The 16,927-nt window shown below is 68.6% G+C and carries 16 protein-coding genes and 6 pseudogenes; 11 read left to right on the forward strand and 11 right to left on the reverse strand.

Features of this window, described 5'->3' with window-relative positions; translation table 11 throughout:
- A partial coding sequence (locus ABZ441_RS18720) for a transposase (RefSeq protein WP_358974999.1) occupies positions 1-198 on the forward strand: 198 nt, incomplete at its 5' end.
- 145 nt (positions 199-343) lie between these two features.
- On the opposite strand, the gene ABZ441_RS18725 is transcribed toward ABZ441_RS18720, so the two are convergent.
- The 4 genes and pseudogenes from ABZ441_RS18725 to ABZ441_RS18740 form a co-directional block, all read right to left on the reverse strand.
- Entirely contained in the window at positions 344-676 is a 333-nt protein-coding gene (locus ABZ441_RS18725; RefSeq protein ID WP_358975002.1) for a hypothetical protein, read from the reverse strand.
- A 174-nt stretch (positions 677-850) separates the two neighbouring features.
- Complete coding sequence (locus ABZ441_RS18730) at positions 851-1,006, reverse strand: hypothetical protein (protein WP_358975004.1); 156 nt, start codon at positions 1,004-1,006, stop codon at positions 851-853.
- 17 nt (positions 1,007-1,023) lie between these two features.
- On the reverse strand, positions 1,024-1,362 hold the full coding sequence (locus ABZ441_RS18735) for a hypothetical protein (RefSeq protein WP_358975007.1): 339 nt from the start codon (positions 1,360-1,362) through the stop codon (positions 1,024-1,026).
- A 220-nt stretch (positions 1,363-1,582) separates the two neighbouring features.
- Positions 1,583-2,230, reverse strand: a pseudogene (locus ABZ441_RS18740) (recombinase family protein).
- Positions 2,231-2,605: 375 nt separating this feature from the next.
- Here ABZ441_RS18740 and ABZ441_RS18745 point away from each other — a divergent pair.
- The 3 genes and pseudogenes from ABZ441_RS18745 to ABZ441_RS18755 all read left to right on the forward strand — a co-directional run.
- Positions 2,606-4,096, forward strand: coding sequence for a Mu transposase C-terminal domain-containing protein (locus tag ABZ441_RS18745; RefSeq protein WP_358975009.1), 1,491 nt, complete (start codon positions 2,606-2,608; stop codon positions 4,094-4,096).
- A gap of 59 nt (positions 4,097-4,155) precedes the next feature.
- A pseudogene (locus ABZ441_RS18750) lies at positions 4,156-4,560 on the forward strand (ATP-binding protein); the annotation flags it as partial.
- A gap of 156 nt (positions 4,561-4,716) precedes the next feature.
- A pseudogene (locus ABZ441_RS18755) lies at positions 4,717-4,919 on the forward strand (integrase core domain-containing protein); the annotation flags it as partial.
- A 46-nt stretch (positions 4,920-4,965) separates the two neighbouring features.
- On the opposite strand, the pseudogene ABZ441_RS18760 reads toward ABZ441_RS18755, so the two are convergent.
- Positions 4,966-5,133, reverse strand: a pseudogene (locus ABZ441_RS18760) (IS5/IS1182 family transposase); the annotation flags it as partial.
- A 125-nt stretch (positions 5,134-5,258) separates the two neighbouring features.
- Between ABZ441_RS18760 and ABZ441_RS18765 the strand changes: the two are divergent.
- Positions 5,259-5,336: pseudogene (locus ABZ441_RS18765) on the forward strand (anti-sigma factor antagonist); the annotation flags it as partial.
- Positions 5,337-5,487: 151 nt separating this feature from the next.
- Here the strand turns inward: ABZ441_RS18765 and ABZ441_RS18770 are convergent.
- The 3 genes from ABZ441_RS18770 to ABZ441_RS18780 all read right to left on the reverse strand — a co-directional run bounded on the left by ABZ441_RS18770 (position 5,488) and on the right by ABZ441_RS18780 (position 7,602).
- Positions 5,488-6,504, reverse strand: coding sequence for a YihY/virulence factor BrkB family protein (locus ABZ441_RS18770; protein WP_358975012.1), 1,017 nt, complete (start codon positions 6,502-6,504; stop codon positions 5,488-5,490).
- 100 nt (positions 6,505-6,604) lie between these two features.
- Positions 6,605-7,273: a DUF3618 domain-containing protein gene (locus ABZ441_RS18775; RefSeq protein WP_358975015.1), complete on the reverse strand. Its 669-nt coding sequence runs from the start codon at positions 7,271-7,273 to the stop codon at positions 6,605-6,607.
- A complete protein-coding gene (locus tag ABZ441_RS18780) occupies positions 7,249-7,602 on the reverse strand; it encodes a phage holin family protein (protein ID WP_358975018.1) in 354 nt (117 codons plus the stop codon). Before ABZ441_RS18780 ends, ABZ441_RS18775 begins: the two co-directional genes overlap by 25 nt.
- A gap of 1,309 nt (positions 7,603-8,911) precedes the next feature.
- Here ABZ441_RS18780 and ABZ441_RS18785 point away from each other — a divergent pair.
- The 6 genes and pseudogenes from ABZ441_RS18785 to ABZ441_RS18810 form a co-directional block, all read left to right on the forward strand.
- Positions 8,912-10,303 carry a protein kinase gene (locus ABZ441_RS18785; protein ID WP_358975021.1) on the forward strand — a complete coding sequence of 464 codons (1,392 nt, stop codon included), beginning with the start codon at positions 8,912-8,914 and terminating at the stop codon, positions 10,301-10,303.
- A 391-nt stretch (positions 10,304-10,694) separates the two neighbouring features.
- Entirely contained in the window at positions 10,695-11,087 is a 393-nt protein-coding gene (locus ABZ441_RS18790; protein ID WP_358975024.1) for a hypothetical protein, read from the forward strand.
- Positions 11,088-11,232: 145 nt separating this feature from the next.
- The gene (locus ABZ441_RS18795; protein WP_358975027.1) at positions 11,233-12,789 is read left to right on the forward strand and encodes an FAD-dependent oxidoreductase; all 1,557 of its coding nucleotides are present in this window, start codon (positions 11,233-11,235) and stop codon (positions 12,787-12,789) included.
- A gap of 323 nt (positions 12,790-13,112) precedes the next feature.
- Positions 13,113-13,439: a plasmid stabilization protein gene (locus ABZ441_RS18800; protein ID WP_358975030.1), complete on the forward strand. Its 327-nt coding sequence runs from the start codon at positions 13,113-13,115 to the stop codon at positions 13,437-13,439.
- Between the two features lie 80 nt (positions 13,440-13,519).
- On the forward strand, positions 13,520-13,756 hold the full coding sequence (locus ABZ441_RS18805) for a hypothetical protein (protein ID WP_358975033.1): 237 nt from the start codon (positions 13,520-13,522) through the stop codon (positions 13,754-13,756).
- Positions 13,750-14,146: pseudogene (locus tag ABZ441_RS18810) on the forward strand (cytochrome P450); the annotation flags it as partial. The gene ABZ441_RS18805 and the pseudogene ABZ441_RS18810, both read left to right, overlap by 7 nt.
- A 79-nt stretch (positions 14,147-14,225) precedes the next feature.
- Here ABZ441_RS18810 and ABZ441_RS18815 read toward each other — a convergent pair.
- From ABZ441_RS18815 to ABZ441_RS18825, 3 genes are all read right to left on the reverse strand, one after another.
- Complete coding sequence (locus ABZ441_RS18815) at positions 14,226-15,410, reverse strand: zinc-dependent alcohol dehydrogenase (RefSeq protein WP_358975036.1); 1,185 nt, start codon at positions 15,408-15,410, stop codon at positions 14,226-14,228.
- A 255-nt stretch (positions 15,411-15,665) separates the two neighbouring features.
- Positions 15,666-16,190 (reverse strand): hypothetical protein, encoded by a 525-nt coding sequence (locus ABZ441_RS18820; RefSeq protein WP_358975039.1) that lies wholly within the window; start codon positions 16,188-16,190, stop codon positions 15,666-15,668.
- Between the two features lie 105 nt (positions 16,191-16,295).
- A complete protein-coding gene (locus ABZ441_RS18825; protein WP_358975042.1) occupies positions 16,296-16,832 on the reverse strand; it encodes an isochorismatase family cysteine hydrolase in 537 nt (178 codons plus the stop codon).
- Between the last annotated feature and the right edge of the window lie 95 nt (positions 16,833-16,927).

Below are 16,927 nucleotides of genomic sequence, written 5' to 3' on the forward strand. Positions count from 1 at the left end.
TGGATGCCGATGCTCGCCCTGACCGGCCAGGCCCGCCTCTGGGAACCCCGCCGACTACGGCTCCGCCTGTTCACCGCAGCCGGACAGCTCGTCACCACTGGCCGCCGGCGGATCCTCCGTCTGGCCCGGCACTGGCCCTGGACCGGCCACATCACCGCCGCCCTGGACCGGCTCACCCAACTGCCCGCCCCTGGCTGACCAGCAGATTCCCCGCCCCTTCGACAGCCACTCAACACCCGGAGCAGTGGAACCCGGCGCTACCCCGAGACGACACTCGGGCCCTCGGCCTGCACAGCTTCAGCCCACGGCACGAAAACGGTCCACCGACGCCGTCGGCGGACCGTCATGAAACTTCGAGGCTAAGCACCGGGCCGACCGGGTAGCCGCTCGGATATGCGCCGATCAGTTGGGGGAGAAAGGGACGTACGCGGCCTTCAAGACTGGCCATCCAGCCGCTGTTGCAGCCTGAACAGATCTTCAAGTAGACGGTGCCGATCCTGCCGCGCACCTCGTGCGTGGGCTCGCCGTCGTCGCCCAGGGCGACGTGGATACCGTCCGCGCCGGGCTCCAGATCTAAGCCGGCAATCTCGCCCTCCAGGGCGGCGCGGGTGAGCCATTGGGGGATGGCATCCTCCCTACTGTTGGCCGGATTGCCACAAAAGAAGCAGGCCGCCATCGTGGTCCTCTCTCAGGTTGGCTGGTGGATGAACGGGTTGCGCGCACAGTGTGCTAGCCGACCAAGATCAATCTCGCCGGGATTTCCTGTACCCCAACTACTCGCTCCCGGTCTCCTCGCGGCCGGGAGCGGCGGGGTCTTGGAGCGCGGACAGCACGGTTCACCACAGCATGGTCATCGACCCGTACGGTCGTCGGCCGGCGTGGCGTGCGCCTGGTCCTGCTCCTCGGCGTCGTCGCCGCCGTACGGCCCGAACGGTCCGATGTCCTCGGTGTCGCGGGAGCCCAGGACGAGCGCGCCGCCCTTCATGCGGTGCGGGTGCGGGATCACGAGTCACCTCCGATGGCCTAGTGGACGGACGCGGGTACCGGCGGCCGTCGGCTCGCCGCGGTGGTGCGGGGGAGGTGGAGTCCGGCGGCGGCGTCGGCGCAGGTGACGGCGCCGCCGTAGTCGGCGTCCGCGTACTCCTCCCTGGTGATCGGCTCGTAGTGCCGGGCCATCCAGGCGTGTGCCTGGGTTTCGGCCCGCCCCAGCGCCCGGTCGTCGGGGAGGCGTGCGGTGAGGTGGGCGTCGATGAGGCCGTACTGGTAGCGGTTCATCTCCCGCGGGTGCTGATCGATCCGCGTCCAGAGGTTCTCGGTGCGGCCGATCTTGACGCGCGGGTTGGGCCCGGCGATCTCCAGCACGTACAGCCGGTGCCCGACCGCGTGGCGAGGAGCTCGTCACCGATCCGGCTGCGGAGCCGGCGTTGCAGGCGTACGACGGGCGGGGGCAGCGGTGCCGGGGCGCCGGCCAGCAGGAGCGAGCGCGCTTCTGCCTGGAGACGCAGGAAGGAGGCACGGGCGGGCGCCCCCGGTGGCGGCAGGAGCCTCCTGTACTGGGCGGGCAGCGTGGGTGGCGAGGTCGTCATCGGCCGCCACCGGTGAGCTGCGCGGGAACGCGGGAGGTCCGCAGTTCCTTGAGGCCGGGGATGTGGTTGCAGAGGGTGCCGACGGAGACGCCGAGCAGGGCGGCGATGGTCTCGATGCTGTTCTCCGGGTTGGGCAGCATGTCGCGGGCGGCGCGCAGCAGCTTTTCGGTGACGACCGAAGGCCGGCCGCCGACGCGGCCGCGGGCCCGGGCTGCGGCCAGGCCCTCGTTGGTGCCCTGCACGATCAGCTCCCGGATGAACTCCGCGAGCGCTGCGAAGACGTGGAAGATGAGCCGGCCGCCGGGGGTGAGGGTGTCGAGCTTCTCGTGCAGCGAGGTGAACCCGATCCCGCGCGTGCGCAACTCGGCGACCATGTTCACCAGGTCCTGAAGCGAGCGCCCGTACCGGTCCAGCAACGGCACGACGAGAGTCTCCCCGGCCTCCAGGAAGGCGTGGCACGCCTTCAGCTCCGGCCGGGCGTCGTTCTTGCCCGACTTCTTCTCCTTGAAGATCCGCCGGCACCGCGCGAGGGTGAGCGCGTCGACCTACCGGTCCAGGTTCTGCCCGCCGGTCGACACCCGCGCGTAGCCGATGCGGATCTCACTCGGCCGCGCGGGGAAGGCGGCCAAGAGGTCGTCGTCCATGTCGAACACATCGGTCAGAGTAGTCACGCACGGCAGTGTGCCCTCAAGTAACCATCGTTTTCTGAGGAACGCCGGACGATCCCCCGAAGGGGCTCCAGAGCCTTCAACAACTCCCTCAGAAACCCCGGCCCGTCAGAAACTCCCGACCACCCTTTGATGAGGAAAACCGCCCCACTGCTAGCGCACCGACGGCCCATACGGGACCGGTTTGGGAGCGGTTCACCAGGTCGTGTGATGCGTCCAGGTGTTCGGGCATGAAGGGTTCTGCCATCACTGACACTTCCGGCATGGGACGGGTAACGGCGGAGACACGCCGGGTGGCGATCGAGCGGCTCCAGCAGCTGCGCGCGGACGAGGCACCTGACGGCCGCGCACGTGCGCACTGTCGCCGCGAGCCTGGATGTCTCGGAGCGCACCGTGTGGCGCTGGCTCTCCCCGCCGGGGACGGCCGGGCCCGCCGAGCGGCCCCGGTACATGCTGAGCGAGACCGACCGGGAGGCGTTCGCGTTCTACCGGGGCAACGTCGCCGCGGTGGTCCGCGCCCGCCGCGCGGTGACGGCGGGCGACGGCACGACGGCCGGGGCGCCAGTGCCCGAGTTCCTCGCCGCCGGGTGGGCGAGGGCGAGGACCGTTCCCGAGCGGACCTTGTACCGGGCATTCGCCACCGAGCTGCCTCCGGCCGAGCGGGCAGCGTGGAGGACCGGGGAGTCCGGCCGGCGCGCTGCCTCGGTGTACCTGCGCCGCCCCGACGCGCTGCGCGGCCGGTGCTGGGAGATGGACCACAAGCAGATTCCGCTGGTCGTGCTGCCGCCGAAGGGCAAGGCGATCTGCCCGTGGATAACGACCGTCGTCGACGACGGCACCCGGGCCCTGCTCGGCTGGGCCGTCGCCGTCACCCCGACGTCGGCGACGGTGTTCACCGCGATGCGCATGGCGATGCTGCACGAGCCGGACCTCTCACCGTTCGGCGCGGTGCCCGAGCGCGTACGGATCGACCGCGGCCTGGAGTTCGCCGCCGACGCGGTCAAGGCGTCACTCGGCACCCTGGCCGTTGTCGTGCACCGCCTGCCCGCCTTCACCCCCCACCGCAAGGGCAAGGTGGAGCGGCTGAACCTCACCATCGAACAGATGCTGATCTCCCAGCTCCCCGGCTTCACCGGCGGGCCGCGCGACACCGGCGGGAAGCTGTACGGGCCAGTGAAGGACTCGGTGGCCGCCAAGGAGGCGGCCGAGGGCCAGGACGACGGGCCGATGCGTATCGAGCGGTTCGTCGCCCGCTTTGTTGCCTGGGCCCGCTGGTACAACACCGAGCGCCCGCACCGGATGCTCGGGGGCCGTACCCCGCTCCAGGCGTGGACGGACGATCAGGCGCCGCTGCGGCGCATCGGTGCCGAGCAGCTGCGTCACCTCATGCTCGCCGGCACCGAGCGCGTCATCGCCAAGGACGGCATCAACTTCCGCTCCCTCGCGTACGTGGCGCCCGAGCTGTACGGGCGCGGAGGCCAACGGGTTCAGATCCGGTACATGCCGCACGACGACCGGACCATCGAGGTCTACGACGGGGCCAAGCACCTGTGCACGGCGTACCCGACTGGTCAGCTCACCCCCGCGCAGACCGATGAGTTCCGCGCGCACGCGTCCGCCGAGGCCAAGCGGCTGGGGGCGGAACGCAGCAAGGCGGCGAAGCGGGCCCGCCGTGAGCTCGCGGTGATGAACGGCGACGGCGCCGCCCCGGCGGAGTCCCGGCCGGTGACGGCGACCGACGGCCGGGCCCGCACCCAGCGCGACCGCGACCAGGCGCTCGCGGCCAGGGCGAGCACCACCCTGCTCGGACTGACCGACCCCACCGCCGACCCGGAGAGCTGATGCCGCGCCACTTCGTCGACCTGGACGGGGCCACCGCCCTGCCCACCGGCCACTTCCAGATGACCGCCCGCATCGTGGCCGACCTCATCAAGCACGCGGCGACCGGCGTCATCCACGGCCAGGCCGGCACCGGAAAGACCTTCGCCGTCGAATCCGCCCTGGAGGGCCTGGAGAACCTGCCGCCCGCGCAGCGGCCGAAGGTATGCCTGCTGACCTTCCCCTCCCGCCCGACCATGCGCCTGATCGCCGACCAACTCCTCAGCCAGCTCACCGGCACCGAGACACCCATGTCCCGCAACCGTTTCGACCTCACCACCAAGCTGACCAGCCTGCTCGCGGCCCCGATGCGCCTGGTCGTCGTGGACGAGGCCCAGCGGCTGAACGGCCACTGCATCGAGCTGCTGCGCCACCTGCACGACCACCCCAAGACCTGCTTCGCCCTGCTCTACGTCGGCGGTGACGGCTGCTGGGAAGTCCTCTCGCGCGAACCGATGCTCCGCTCGCGGGTCTTTCGCCGTCTGCCCTTCCAGCCGCTGAACCCGGCGAAGGTCCCCGCCCTCATGCGCCGCTACCACCCGATCTACCACGACGTCGACGACGAGCTGCTGCACTGCCGCACCGGTCAATGCTGGGACAACGCCTCGCTGAGTCGTTCTTCTCGACCATCAAACGCGAACTGCTCGGCACCTCCGCCTGGCCCAGACGGGCCGCCGCCCGCACCGCGATCTTCGATTTCATCGAGGGCTGGTACAACTTGCACCGACTGCACAGCAGCCTCGGCTACCTCAGCCCCGCCGACTACGAGAACGCACTCGCAGCCTGACCACCACACCAAAGGTGTCCGTCAAAGCGGAACAAGCTCAGAGGCAGGCGTAGGTGTCGCCGCAGCGCAGGTGGGCCAGGACGAGCAGGGCCTGTCGGCCGCAGGTCAGGCGCCGCCACCGGGAGCCGATCCGGCGGCGGTGACCTGCGAGAAGGCCGGAGAGGTGCTGCAGGGTGCGACTGGACAGATCGATGCCGGACGGGTAGACAAGCACGCGAAAGCTCCTGGCGGACTGGTGATCTTGGTCGTGAACCCGTCTACCAGGAGCTTTCTTCATGCCCGCCACCGGGGCTGCCAGTCCAACCCCTCGTCAAGTTGGAAGAGGCTCACTGTCTCACAGTGGACCTTTCGCAGGTCGGCTTCTGTGACTGCTCCGGGCTGAACGCGCTGCTTCTCGCCCGACAGCGTGCCGCCGACCAAGGCATCGCGATGACGGTGGCCGGGGTGTCCGCACCTGCCGTTGCCCGTGTCTTCGCCCCTCACCGGCGCTGGGCCGATCCTTGGCATTCCCGCGACAGCCTGAGCCGACCCCGCTTCGCAGCGCAGCGCCGCTCTCGCGTGGCCCCGCTCACTCACGCTGCGGCCGTTCGTCCGGCTCACCGCTTTCTGTGGCGGGGTGGGTGTGCTCTGCGGAGCGATGGTCCTCGTCGGTCCACTTCTTTGTGTCCCGCGGTTCGGCGTAGGGTTCCTTGTCGCTTGGGTGACCGCTGACGATGGCTCGTTCGCGTGCCATCTCGGCGTCGAACTCGAGACCCAGCAGGGCTGCCAGGTTCGTGATCCACAGCCAGACGAGGAAGATGATGACGCCGGCGAGGGCACCGTACGTCTTGTTGTAGGAGCCGAAGTTCGCGACGTAGATCGCGAAGCCGGCCGAGGCGACCATCCAGATAAGCAAGGCCAACAGGCTGCCCAGGGAGATGAACTTGAATCCGCGGCCCTTTGCGTTCGGTGCGGCCCAGTACAGGATGGCCAGCATGATGGCCACCAGCACCACGAGGACGGGCCACTTCGCGATGGACCAGACGGTCATGGCCGTATCCCCCACTCCCAACGCCGTGCCGATCTGGCGAGCCAGGCCCCCCGAGAGCACGACGATCAGCGCGCTGACACAGGCCAGGATCATCAGTACAAGAGTCAGGCCCACGCGCACGGGGAGGATCTTCCAGGCGGGGCGGCCCTCTGGCACGTCGTAGACGACGTTGGACGCGCGGATGAACGCGGCAATGTATCCAGAGGCTGACCACAGGGCGCCGAGCAAACCGACGATGGCCAGCACCGTGCTGGTCCCCCCGCTGGCCTGCAGCTGCGTGACCGCGTTGGTGATCACATCGCGTGCCGAGCCCGGCGCAAGCTTCTGAATGTTCTCCAGCACCGCTTTCGTGGCGGAGTCGCCTGCGATACCAAGCAAGGCCACCAGCACCAGCAGGGCGGGAAACAGAGCCAGGATGCCGTAGTACGTCAGCCCGGCCGCCCTGTCGGTGAGCTCGTCCCGCTTGAACTCCTTGACCGTGCGTTTGAGTACCTGCACCCAAGAGCTCTTACTGACCTGCGTCGGTGACTCGGGAGGTTTGCCGGACTGATGCATGACTGTGTACCCCTGTCCGAAGCGCTACTTACGGGACCCGCCCCGTCGGGCTCGAGCCGGCCTGATCCCCAGACGTCTGGGGGACCCGCTGCCCGCGGAATCACCCCTGGCTCGTTTGGTCGCGCGCCTCCCGGACGGCGTCGTGGCCGGCCTCGCGCAATCCTGTGGCAGCCTCCTGGCCGGACGTCTGAGCCTGCTCCTTGGTGGCTTCGGTGGCGTCTTGCGCCGTGCTCTTCACCGATTCCACGGCGTCCGTTGCCGGCTGGCGCATCCCTTCCTTCAAATCTTGGGCAACTTCCTGCGCTGTCTCCTTGGCGGGCTCGAGCAGTTCGTCGGAGTGCTCGCACAGCTGAGAGCCGATCCGCTTTTCTTCCTCCGACACCGGGAGCAGGGCTGCGGCAAGCATGCCGGCCCCGAACGCGATGATCCCAGCGGCCAGAGGGCTGCCTTGTGTCTGCTTGGTTACCTGACCTGGAGCTTCCTTCACGGACCGGCTGACCTCATCCGCGGTGTGACGGACCGTTTCTTGGGCATCACCGGCGCTCTGGGCGAGATCCTGCGCCTTCTGCCCGGGCTGTGCGCCCGTCGAGTGGTCGGCCGAGCCCATCACACGCTCCTTCACTCCAGTCAGCCGGTGTTGCGCAGCATGCGCCTTGCGTCGGGCTACCTTCTTCGGCGCCACCCTGTCCGCAAGGCGGTCCACGTCATGCGCCAGGCGCGCCCGGGTATCGTCCACGTCGGTCTTCAGTTCGTCCGGGTCCGTGCCCATCGGGCATCCTCCTTCAGCGTTTCCGCGGTCCTCTCCGGCTTCATCTGCACCGCGCGCAACCGTTTGCGGCCCATCACGAACAGGGCGCCGGCCACCAGTGCCCAGATCCCGGTCACGATGAGTGCGGCCCAGGCGAGGTCGACCACGTGCGCCAGGCCGAAGATCGCGGCCAGGCTGCCCATCAGCAGCGCCAGGTGCCCGACGTATCCGGAGCCGGCGAGCATGCCGCCGGCCTTGCCCGCGCGGGTCGCCTCCTGCTTGAGCTCGGCCTTCGCCAGTTCGATCTCCCCACGGACCAGCTGAGTCAGGTCGTCGCTGATATCGCCCACCAGTTCCCCGATCGAGGGGTCCGTTGACGGGGCCCGGTGGGACCCGGACCGAAAGCCGCCATGCTGGGTTGTTGCGTTGTTCGAAGGGAAGATGGCCACGAGATCGCCCCCTTACGGCTGTCGCGGATCGGGGTTCGGATACGGGTCCGTCACCGGAAGCGGTCCTGGCGGCGAAATAGACCCGCCATAGGACGGCGTGGGCTGCGCCTGCTCGAAGGAGTCGTCCGACGTGCTCGCCCCGCTTGTATACCCATCCGCGACAGCAGCGGACCGGCCATTGTCGCCAGCTGTCTCCGCGGATCGGTCACTCCGGTTCGCATCTGCGCCGTTACTCGCGGACTTCATACCTTTGCCAAGTCGAGCCGCCGCGAAACCCGCAAGAGCGGCCCCCGCAAGGAACACGCCGGGACGCCGGCGCGCGAAATCCTGGAGGTCACTGATGAGCCCTTGCGGACCCTGATCCTCCAGCCTTGCCGCCATGTCCTGGCCACGACCCGCTATCTGCCGTACTGCTTTCGTAGCGGGTGAACTTGGCTCACCGCTCTCCCCCATTGTGCGCAGCTCATCCGACAGCTGGCGGACGCTCCCTGCCAGGCGCCTCGTCTGGGTCTCCGCCTGATCTTGCAGTTGGTCACGCAGCTCGCCCGCCACATTCCGGACCTGCGACGAAGTTTCGCCCGCCACCTCATGCGCTCGCTCCTGGGCCACGCCGGCAACATCGGTGGCCTTGTCGCTCACGAGCCCGACGCCTTCACTTGCCTTCTTCTGGGCCGTCTGCCTCACTGCGGCAGTGTCATTGTCCGCACCATTCGTACCGCTGACGTCACTCAACGCTCCTCCTTGAATAGCATGCACCTGACAGCAATCTCTCAGGTTTTCCGCCATCACGTTCCATCATGACGAGCAATCCAGGATGCGCCACTGGCAGCGCCTTTGCGCTTGCCACCAAACCAATTGCGCATTCAATAAACACACCTGCCTCATTTCTGGGAATTCCCGCCTCAGACACGAAAGGCAGAGGCCAAACGTCCTTGAGCGCATAGCTGGGCCCTCCGGCTCGAGGGCAGGCGCAGCGGGAGGGCGGACAGCGCGCGAGCTTGTTGTGCCGGGCAAGAAGCCGGCATCGGCCGTTTCACCTGCTTCAAGCCGCATCACAGGGACGTGCGGATGACTGTTCAGTCGCTGCTGAGAGCGGCTGCGCCTGTGAATGCGCGAGGCTACTCCAGCTTCTGGCGGGTACCCGCGTCGCGGAGGCACGTTGTCACGGACTCACCAAGGGTGCGAGCCCTCCGATGCAGAGGGAGTGGGAATGAGGCTGCGCGACTTCGCTCAGGCCACGGCTTCCCGGTGTTCAGCAGAGGTGCTGAGCGGCCGGTACCGTTTGGACGACCGCCTCGGCTCGGGCGGCGCCGCGGACGTGCACCGCGGCTTCGATCTGCGGCTGAGACGACCGGTCGCAGTCAAGATTTTCCGGCCCGATGCGTACCTCGGCGGGAAGGAGGGCCTGGACAGCGAAGCGCTGATCTTGGCCCGGCTCCACCACCCCGGACTCGTTACCGCCTTCGACGCCGGGCAGCACGACGGGCGTGACTACCTGGTCATGCAACTGATCGAAGGCATCACGCTGAGGGAGCGCATCGCCCAGGGCCCGCTCACACCCAAGGTCGCTGCCTCACTCGGGGCCGCTGTCGCTCTGGCTCTGGGTCACGCACACGAAGCCGGGATCGTCCACCGCGACGTGAAACCCTCCAACATCCTCCTGGACCACGCCGACCACCCCCACCTGGCTGACTTCGGCATCTCACAGCTTCTGAACACCACCAGCCACACGGCAACCGACACACTCACCGGCACGCCCGCTTACCTTTCTCCCGAGCAGGTCCTCGGCCAGCCCATCGGCCGGCCCGTCGACATCTACGCCCTCGGCCTGGTACTCCTCGAATGCCTCACGGGAACGCTCGAGTACGAGGGCGTCCCCCTGGAGGCCGCGATCGCACGACTGCACCGTCCCCCCGTCCTGCCTCCTGAGCTCCCCGAACAACTGAGCCGCCTGCTGCGCAGAATGACGGCCCTGGACGAGCAGGACCGACCACCGGCCCGCGACTGCGCCCGCGAACTGCTCGCAGTGGCCGACACAGCAGCCGCCCCCCGTCCCCTCGTTCCATTGCCCCCCACCACGAGCCTCGTCGCTACACGACCGTCATCACGAACGGGCGGCCATACGCATCCCAACACCGGGCTACGCAAAGGGCACAACACCAGCCCACGCCCGCCCTCACGGAGGCGCACCGTCGCAGCCGGCACGGCCGTCGCACTCACCGCTGTCGTGGCGACCGCACTCGGCGTCACCGGCACCTCCGCACCGCAAGACGACGGTCGCACCGCAACCAGGGCCACGGGTACCCCCAGCGGCACGACGGACACTCCCGGCAACACGGGACAGAAAAGAGCGCCCGCCGCCTCGCCGACGACATCGTCCCTGGACCCCAGTGCCTCTGCCGACAAGCGCCCCGACGCATCCGCAGGCAACTCAGACAGGGCAACACAACCCGCACCAAGGAACAAGAACACTCCAAGGCCGCCAACGGCAAGTGACACGGCAACCCAACACCTTCCCCAGCCACCCGGGCAGGCAAAGAAGGCAGATACGGACGAGAGCAAGGCCCGAAAGAAGAACAAATCGGCGGCCCCGAAACGCTGACGCAACGCCCACCGAGAAAAAGCATCCCGACGAAGCCTTGAGGGATCGCCACCACCGTCTCGCTGGTCTGCCCCCTCGGCCGACAAGGGCTTCCGAGTGCCCCGTCGGCGGGCAAGGCGCTCCGGCACAGGCCGACGTGTACCTCTCCCCAGGATTAACAGATGCTCAGATCGCTTTCAGACCCGTACCGCCCTGGAGCGTTACGCCGTCGGCCCCTGCCCCGGTCGGGTAGAGCCAAAGCCCGGCCGGAAAGCGGGCAGCCAGTTGCACAGCGAGTACCGACCCGAGAAGCCTTAGAGTCCGGGCTACACGCCGGAGCAGCAGGCCGAGGTCGCCCGACCCCGCAGGGACGTCCTCGGCGTCAGCGCCACGGTCTTCACGGATCGTCGCCGTGGACGACCCGGTCCTGAATGTCATCCTCGCGGACCGGCGGCCCGCCGCGACGATCGTCGACTGCCCGGTGCACGACGGGAACCTGGCCCCGGCCCGGACCCTCGGCGCCGCCCACTCCTTGGAGCACGGCGCCGACCTGCTGGTCTTCCTCGATGTCGACTGTGTGCCCGATGAATGGCTCCTCGACCGCTACGCACCAGTGGCCCGCGATTCCACCCACCGGGCCTCCCTGCTCCGCGGTGCCGTCGCCTACCTGCCGCCCTCGGCCGTCTACCGCCTGACCGACCTGCGACACTCGCCGGGCTCCACCCCGGCCGTCCCGCCCTCGCGCCCTGCAAGACCCGCCAGGACACGGACCACAAGCTGTGCTGGCCCCTGTCCATCGCCGTGACCGCCGCCACCTGGCACGCCATCGGCGGCTGCAGCGAGGAATACGGGGGTACGCCGATACTCCCACGGGCGTACATGCACACCCATGTGGCCCCCGGGCCCGTCGCTGTCCGCATCTTCCCCACGGAATGAGGAACACGCACTGCATGAACGCACACCGCACCTCCGTCTCGCAACCGCTTCCGGGCCAGGATGAGTCGTACTGGATGGCCACGAGCCCGCCGACATCATTCCCGCCTCTTCCTGCGGACACGGAGACGGACGTGGTGGTCGTGGGAGGCGGTATCGCCGGGCTCAGCACCGCGTGGGAACTCGTCCGCACCGGGCTTCGTGTGGTCGTTCTGGAGGCCGACCGCATCGCCGCCGGCGTCACCGGCCACACCACCGCCAAGGTCTCCGCCCTGCACGGCCTGGTCTACGGCCGGCTCCTGCGTACCCGCGGCCTCGATGCCGCCCGTATGTACGCCCGTTCACAGCAAGGTGCCGTCGAGCGGATCTCCGCTGTCCGCGACGAGCTGGACATCGACTGCGCGTGGGAGCGACGCCCGGCCTTCACCTACACCACTCAGCCCGAGAACCGTTCTGCATTGCAGGCAGAGGCATCCGCAGCCCAGGATGCGGGGCTGGACGCCCGGTACGTCGAACAGACCGGGCTGCCCTTCGACGTGGCGGGAGCGGTGCAGGTCGAGGGACAGGCCCAGTTCCACCCCCGGGCCTATCTCCTCGCCTTGGCCGATGACTTCCGGGCGCACGGCGGGGTGATCCACGAGCGGAGCCGGGTGACGGGCCTGCACGAGGGGACCCCCTGCCGGGTCACTACCGAGGCCGGGCACACGGTGACCGCGCGGGACGTCGTCGTCGCCACCCACTATCCCGTCTTCGACCGGGCCCTGTTGTTCGCCCGCCTCTCACCGCGCCGGGAGCTCGTCGTCGCCGCGCCCCTTGCCGCTGACCAGGATCCGGCCGGCATGTACCTCACGCAGGACGACGGCAAACGGTCCGTACGCACCGCCCCCTACGGCGAGGACGGACAACGGCTGCTGATCGTGACCGGTGAGAGCTTCACCCCGGGTGAGGGCGACCCTGCCGCCGGCTTCGCGCGCCTCGACGCGTGGATGCACGCTCACTTCCCCGTGGGCGACACCGCCTACCGCTGGGCGGCCCAGGACAATGACGTCAGCGATACCGTGCCGATGATCGGCCGCTACCACCCGGGCGCCCGGCACACCTACGTCGCCACGGGCTTCGGTGGATGGGGCATGAGCGGCGGGGTGCTGGCCGGACAGCTCCTCACCCGGCTCATCCACGATGAGGAGCCGGTGTGGGCGGGTCTTTATGACCCGCGAAGGCTCTGGAGCGCGGTGCGCGAGGCCCCCGCTCTGCTGAAGCAACAGGCCGACGTGGCGCGTCATTTCGTGGGTGACCGCCTCGCCACCACCCACGTCGACTCGGTCGCCCAGATCGCCCCTGGTACGGGAGCGGTGGTACGGATCGACGGCAGCCGGTGCGCCGTCTACCGCGACGAGTCCGGTGCCGCGCACGCCGTCTCGGCCCGCTGCACCCACCTCGGCTGCCTGGTCGCCTTCAACGCGGCCGAGACAGCCTGGGAGTGCCCGTGTCACGGCTCCCGGTTCGCCACGGACGGATCGGTCCTCCAGGGCCCCGCCACCCAACCGCTCGCGCCTCGCAACCCGACGGAGTAACAGCGCCCTGCTCCGGCCGCCGATGGGCATCGCCTATGCGAGTGGGCTGCGCGGCGTCCACTTGCAGTGGAGCTGGGGCCCCACGGAGTGTTGCGCGGCAGGGGCCAATGGCCGCCCTCGCTGCACTGCGCGCCCGCAGCGGACTCCGTGTCCGACCGGTGGCCTCCTCATCCGTTCGGTCGCTGTCTGCTCGCACACCTACCAGGACTCCGCGTCAGATGGGACCACTCCGGATCCTGAATGAGAGGCCCACCGGAGGGTACGCCGAAGGTCGTCGGGCAGTCCGCCCGGTGGACCTCATCCGGGTCTGGAAGGAGTACGTCATGCCGCAGGGTTCCAGCAAGAAGCGTGAGCGTCAGTACGAGCACATCAAGGAAGGCGCGGAGAAGCGCGGCACCTCCGAGGGCCGTGCGAAGGAGATCGCCGCGCGCACCGTGAACAAGGAGCGGGCCCGTTCCGGCGAGTCGCAAACGGCCAGCAAGACTTCCACTCGGGACAAGAAATCCGCCTCGCAGCGCGGCGGCGAGCGCTCCCACACCAGCGCTCAGGGGCCGACAAAGGATCAGCTGTACGCGGAGGCCAAGAAGCGCAACATCGACGGCCGGTCATCCATGAACAAACAGCAACTGGCCAAGGCCCTCGGCCGTTGACCGACAAATGCAGCGTGCTCAGGGGCCGAGAGGCGAGCCCGCCGCCCCGGTCGGTGGGCGCCACGTGATCAGGAAGACCCGTGAGCACTCGCCATGCCAAGCACGAGCTCTCACAGGACGAGGAGCCTCCCACCGCGGCCGGCGAGGAGGTTCTGCACGAGGCGGAAGAGGCCGAGACGAGCGTGGCGGACGACGGAGGCCGGGCAGCAAGGATGGCGCGGGGGATGGCCCAGGGATACGCGTGGTTGCCCGATCGTCGTCGACGCAGCGGTAGCAAGCCGGTGCACTGTCGCCTCATGGGCAAGAACGCCTCCTGAACGTGCTGCGCCCGACGGTCGCCGTCACCTGATTCCTGAGCTTCGCCGCGCATGTCCTGCACCGCTGGCCCGAACACCGCAAGCTCCTCGCCGCCGGTGACGCGGCCTCCGCCCGCGCCTTCGCCCACGAGGTCCGGCGGTTCTACCCGTTCGCGCCCTTCGTCGGCGGTCTCGCCGCAGACGACCTGCTCTGGGACGGGCAGGACATTCCCGCCGGCAGCATGGTCCTGCTCGACCTGTACGGGCACAACCACGACCCGGATCTGGCCGAAGCCGTACACCTTCGACCCCGGCCGTTTCGTGGGTCGCGAGCCCGACCGCGACGAACTGGTGCCCCAAGGTGGAGGCGGCCCCGCCACCAACCACCGCTGCTTGGGGGAGGACGTCACGCTGGCCGGCCGCCCGCGGGATCCGCCGGAACCGCCCTGGTGACCGCGTGTCCGCGGCCAACCGATGGGCCGCCCCAGGCTCAGGGCTTGAGCAGCGTCTTGATCATTCCGTCTTCCTTGTCCTGGAACATCTGGTACGCCTTGGGGCCGTCTTCCAGCGTCATGTGGTGGGTGGCGAAGGCGTCGACGCCGAGCGGGTCCTCGTCGGTGAGTAGCGGCAGGAGGTCATCCACCCAGTGCTTCACATTGGCCTGCCCCATGCGGAGCTGGATCTGCTTGTCGAACATGGTCAGCAGCGGCATGGGGTCGACCGCGCCGCCATAGACGCCGACCACCGAGACGGTGCCCCCGCGCCGGACGATGTCGATCGCCGCGTAGAGGGCGTTGAGCCGGTCGATGCCGGCGCGGTCCATGAGCTTCTCGGCCATGACATCGGGCAGCAGGCCCACGCCCCATTGCACCGCCTTGGCCAGAGGCGCCCCGTGGGCCTCCATTCCCACGGCGTCGATGACGGCGTCCGTGCCACGCCCGTCGGTGAGGTCGCGGATTTTGTCGCCCAGATCCTTGCCGTACCGGCGCAGGTCGAGGGCCTTGACGCCGTCCGCGTGTGCGCGGCTCAGCCGCTCGGGTACTAGGTCCACCCCCACGACGAGGCTCGCTCCCCGGTGCAGCGCCATCCGGGCGGCCATGGCGCCGATGGGTCCGAGCCCCAGGACGGTTACCGTCCCGCCGGGCGGAATGTCGGCGTACTCCACGGCCTGCCAGGCGGTCGGCAGGACGTCGGAGAGGAAAACGAAACGATCGTCCGCAGGGCCTTCCGGCACCTTGATGGGCAAGGTGTTACCGAACGGCACCCGCAAGAACTCAGCTTGTCCCCCGGGCACTTGGCCGTAGAGCTTGCTGAAACCGAAGAGCGCCGCACCGGTGCCGCGCTCCTTGACCTGGGTGGTCTCGCACTGCGAATGCAGTCCACGGTCACACATGAAGCACTGCCCGCAGGAGACGTTGAACGGCACCACCACACGGTCGCCGGCCGACAGCTCGGTGACCTCTCGGCCGACCTCCTCGATGATTCCCATCGGTTCGTGCCCCAGGATGTCGCCGGGATCGAGGTAGGGCCCCAGGACCTCATACAGATGCAGATCGGATCCGCAGACACCCGTGGACGTCACCCGCACGATGACGTCGGTCGGATCCTTGAGCACAGGGTCGGGGACTGTCTCCACACGGACATCACGCTTGCCGTGCCAGGTGAGTGCACGCATCAGGGTCTCCTCCGGTAGCAGTGACGCTTGGTCTCCTGCGGGTCTCCCGTGAGGGCGACGCTATGCCTACGCACGGCCTGTACCAGCGGTCGATCCACAAGCGCAAAAGGCAAGCCACACGCCCTGGCTCGCCCGCACATCCACCCTAGGCACAGCCTGGCGGAACCGCACCCGCGCGATCCTCGTGCTGTCCGCACCGCCGCACATGGAGGCTTTCCGGCTCCCAGTCACGGCCATACCCGGGTGGTACTCACATCAGGTAGCTCGATCGAGGAGCCGCTGGCGAGGACCGTGCTCCCGTTCGCCCACCGCTCCGAGCAACGCCCAGGCGGTGATTTGGTTCGCGCTACCGACGGGCTCGCCAAGGCGTTCTTCGAGGCGGGGAAGCGCCTCGTAGGTGGGAAGCGTGGTGCAGCTGATGAACACGGCGCCGGCCCGCGGGTGATCTCCCCTGATGACGGTGTCCACCACGTGTCGTTCCTCCACGGCGTAGACGTCCTCGACCGCATCGAGCCCCAGCCCCGTGAGGGCCACGACGCCGACGCCGGAGGCGCCGAGGTAAGCGGCCAGCAGCCGATCGACCGGCTCCTGGTAAGGGTGAACCACCGCGAGTCGCCGGGCGCCGACAGCACGGAGCGCGTCGCTCACCGCTCCATTCGTCGTCACAACCCGCTGCGCGCCGTACGCCAGCATCGCTTCCCGCAGTGCCGGCCCCGGCCAGTAGGTCCGCCCTGCCGAGACGGGAGACGTGCTCCCGGTTGGGCCCCCGGTACAGGTCATCGTCCACTGAACATGCGGCGGAATTCACCGGCGCAGCTCCCCTGACGTGTGAAGGCATAGGAGGCACCCACCCCGACGTGTCGCCCTTCCGTAGTACGAAAGCATTCACAGCTTGACCTGATCCACGCTCATGAGATCCGCGCCCATGTTGCGCTCCATCATCTGGAGCGCGGCGTTCGCCAAGTCGTCGTGGATAGCCGCGACAGCATCCTGGACGACGATCACGTCCAGATGCCTGATGTGGGCATCGAGTGCGGAGTACAGCACGCACTGCTCGGTGACCTGACCCGAGAGGATTACCTCTTGCACGCCCAGTTGGGAAAGGAGATACGACAGGGGCGTCTCGTAGAAGATCGAGTGCCGGGCCTTGATGACGAAGAGTGATTCCTCATCGGGTCGAAGCGGCTCCACCAGCTCGGCATGCTGACCGGCGAGTGCGGTTTCGACGATCTCTCCGTGGTGGGAGCGCCATTCGCCGAAGTTGTCGTTGGCGTAGATCACCGGAACGCCCGCGGCCCTGGCCCACTCCAACAACCGGACGATGGCGGGCACGGCCTTCCGGACCCCGGGAAGAAGCAGGTCTGCGTCGGGGTGCTCGTACGTATTGATCATGTCGATGACGATGACCGCGCTTCTGCTCATGGACTGCTCGCCGCCCCGGGTGCGTCGCCCGGACCGTAGCTCGACGTCTGGCCCACGCCACCGCCTCCTCCTTCGCACCGGCGCCCTGCGCCCCG

Source organism: Streptomyces sp. NPDC005752, from assembly GCF_040630715.1.
Classification (GTDB): domain Bacteria; phylum Actinomycetota; class Actinomycetes; order Streptomycetales; family Streptomycetaceae; genus Streptomyces.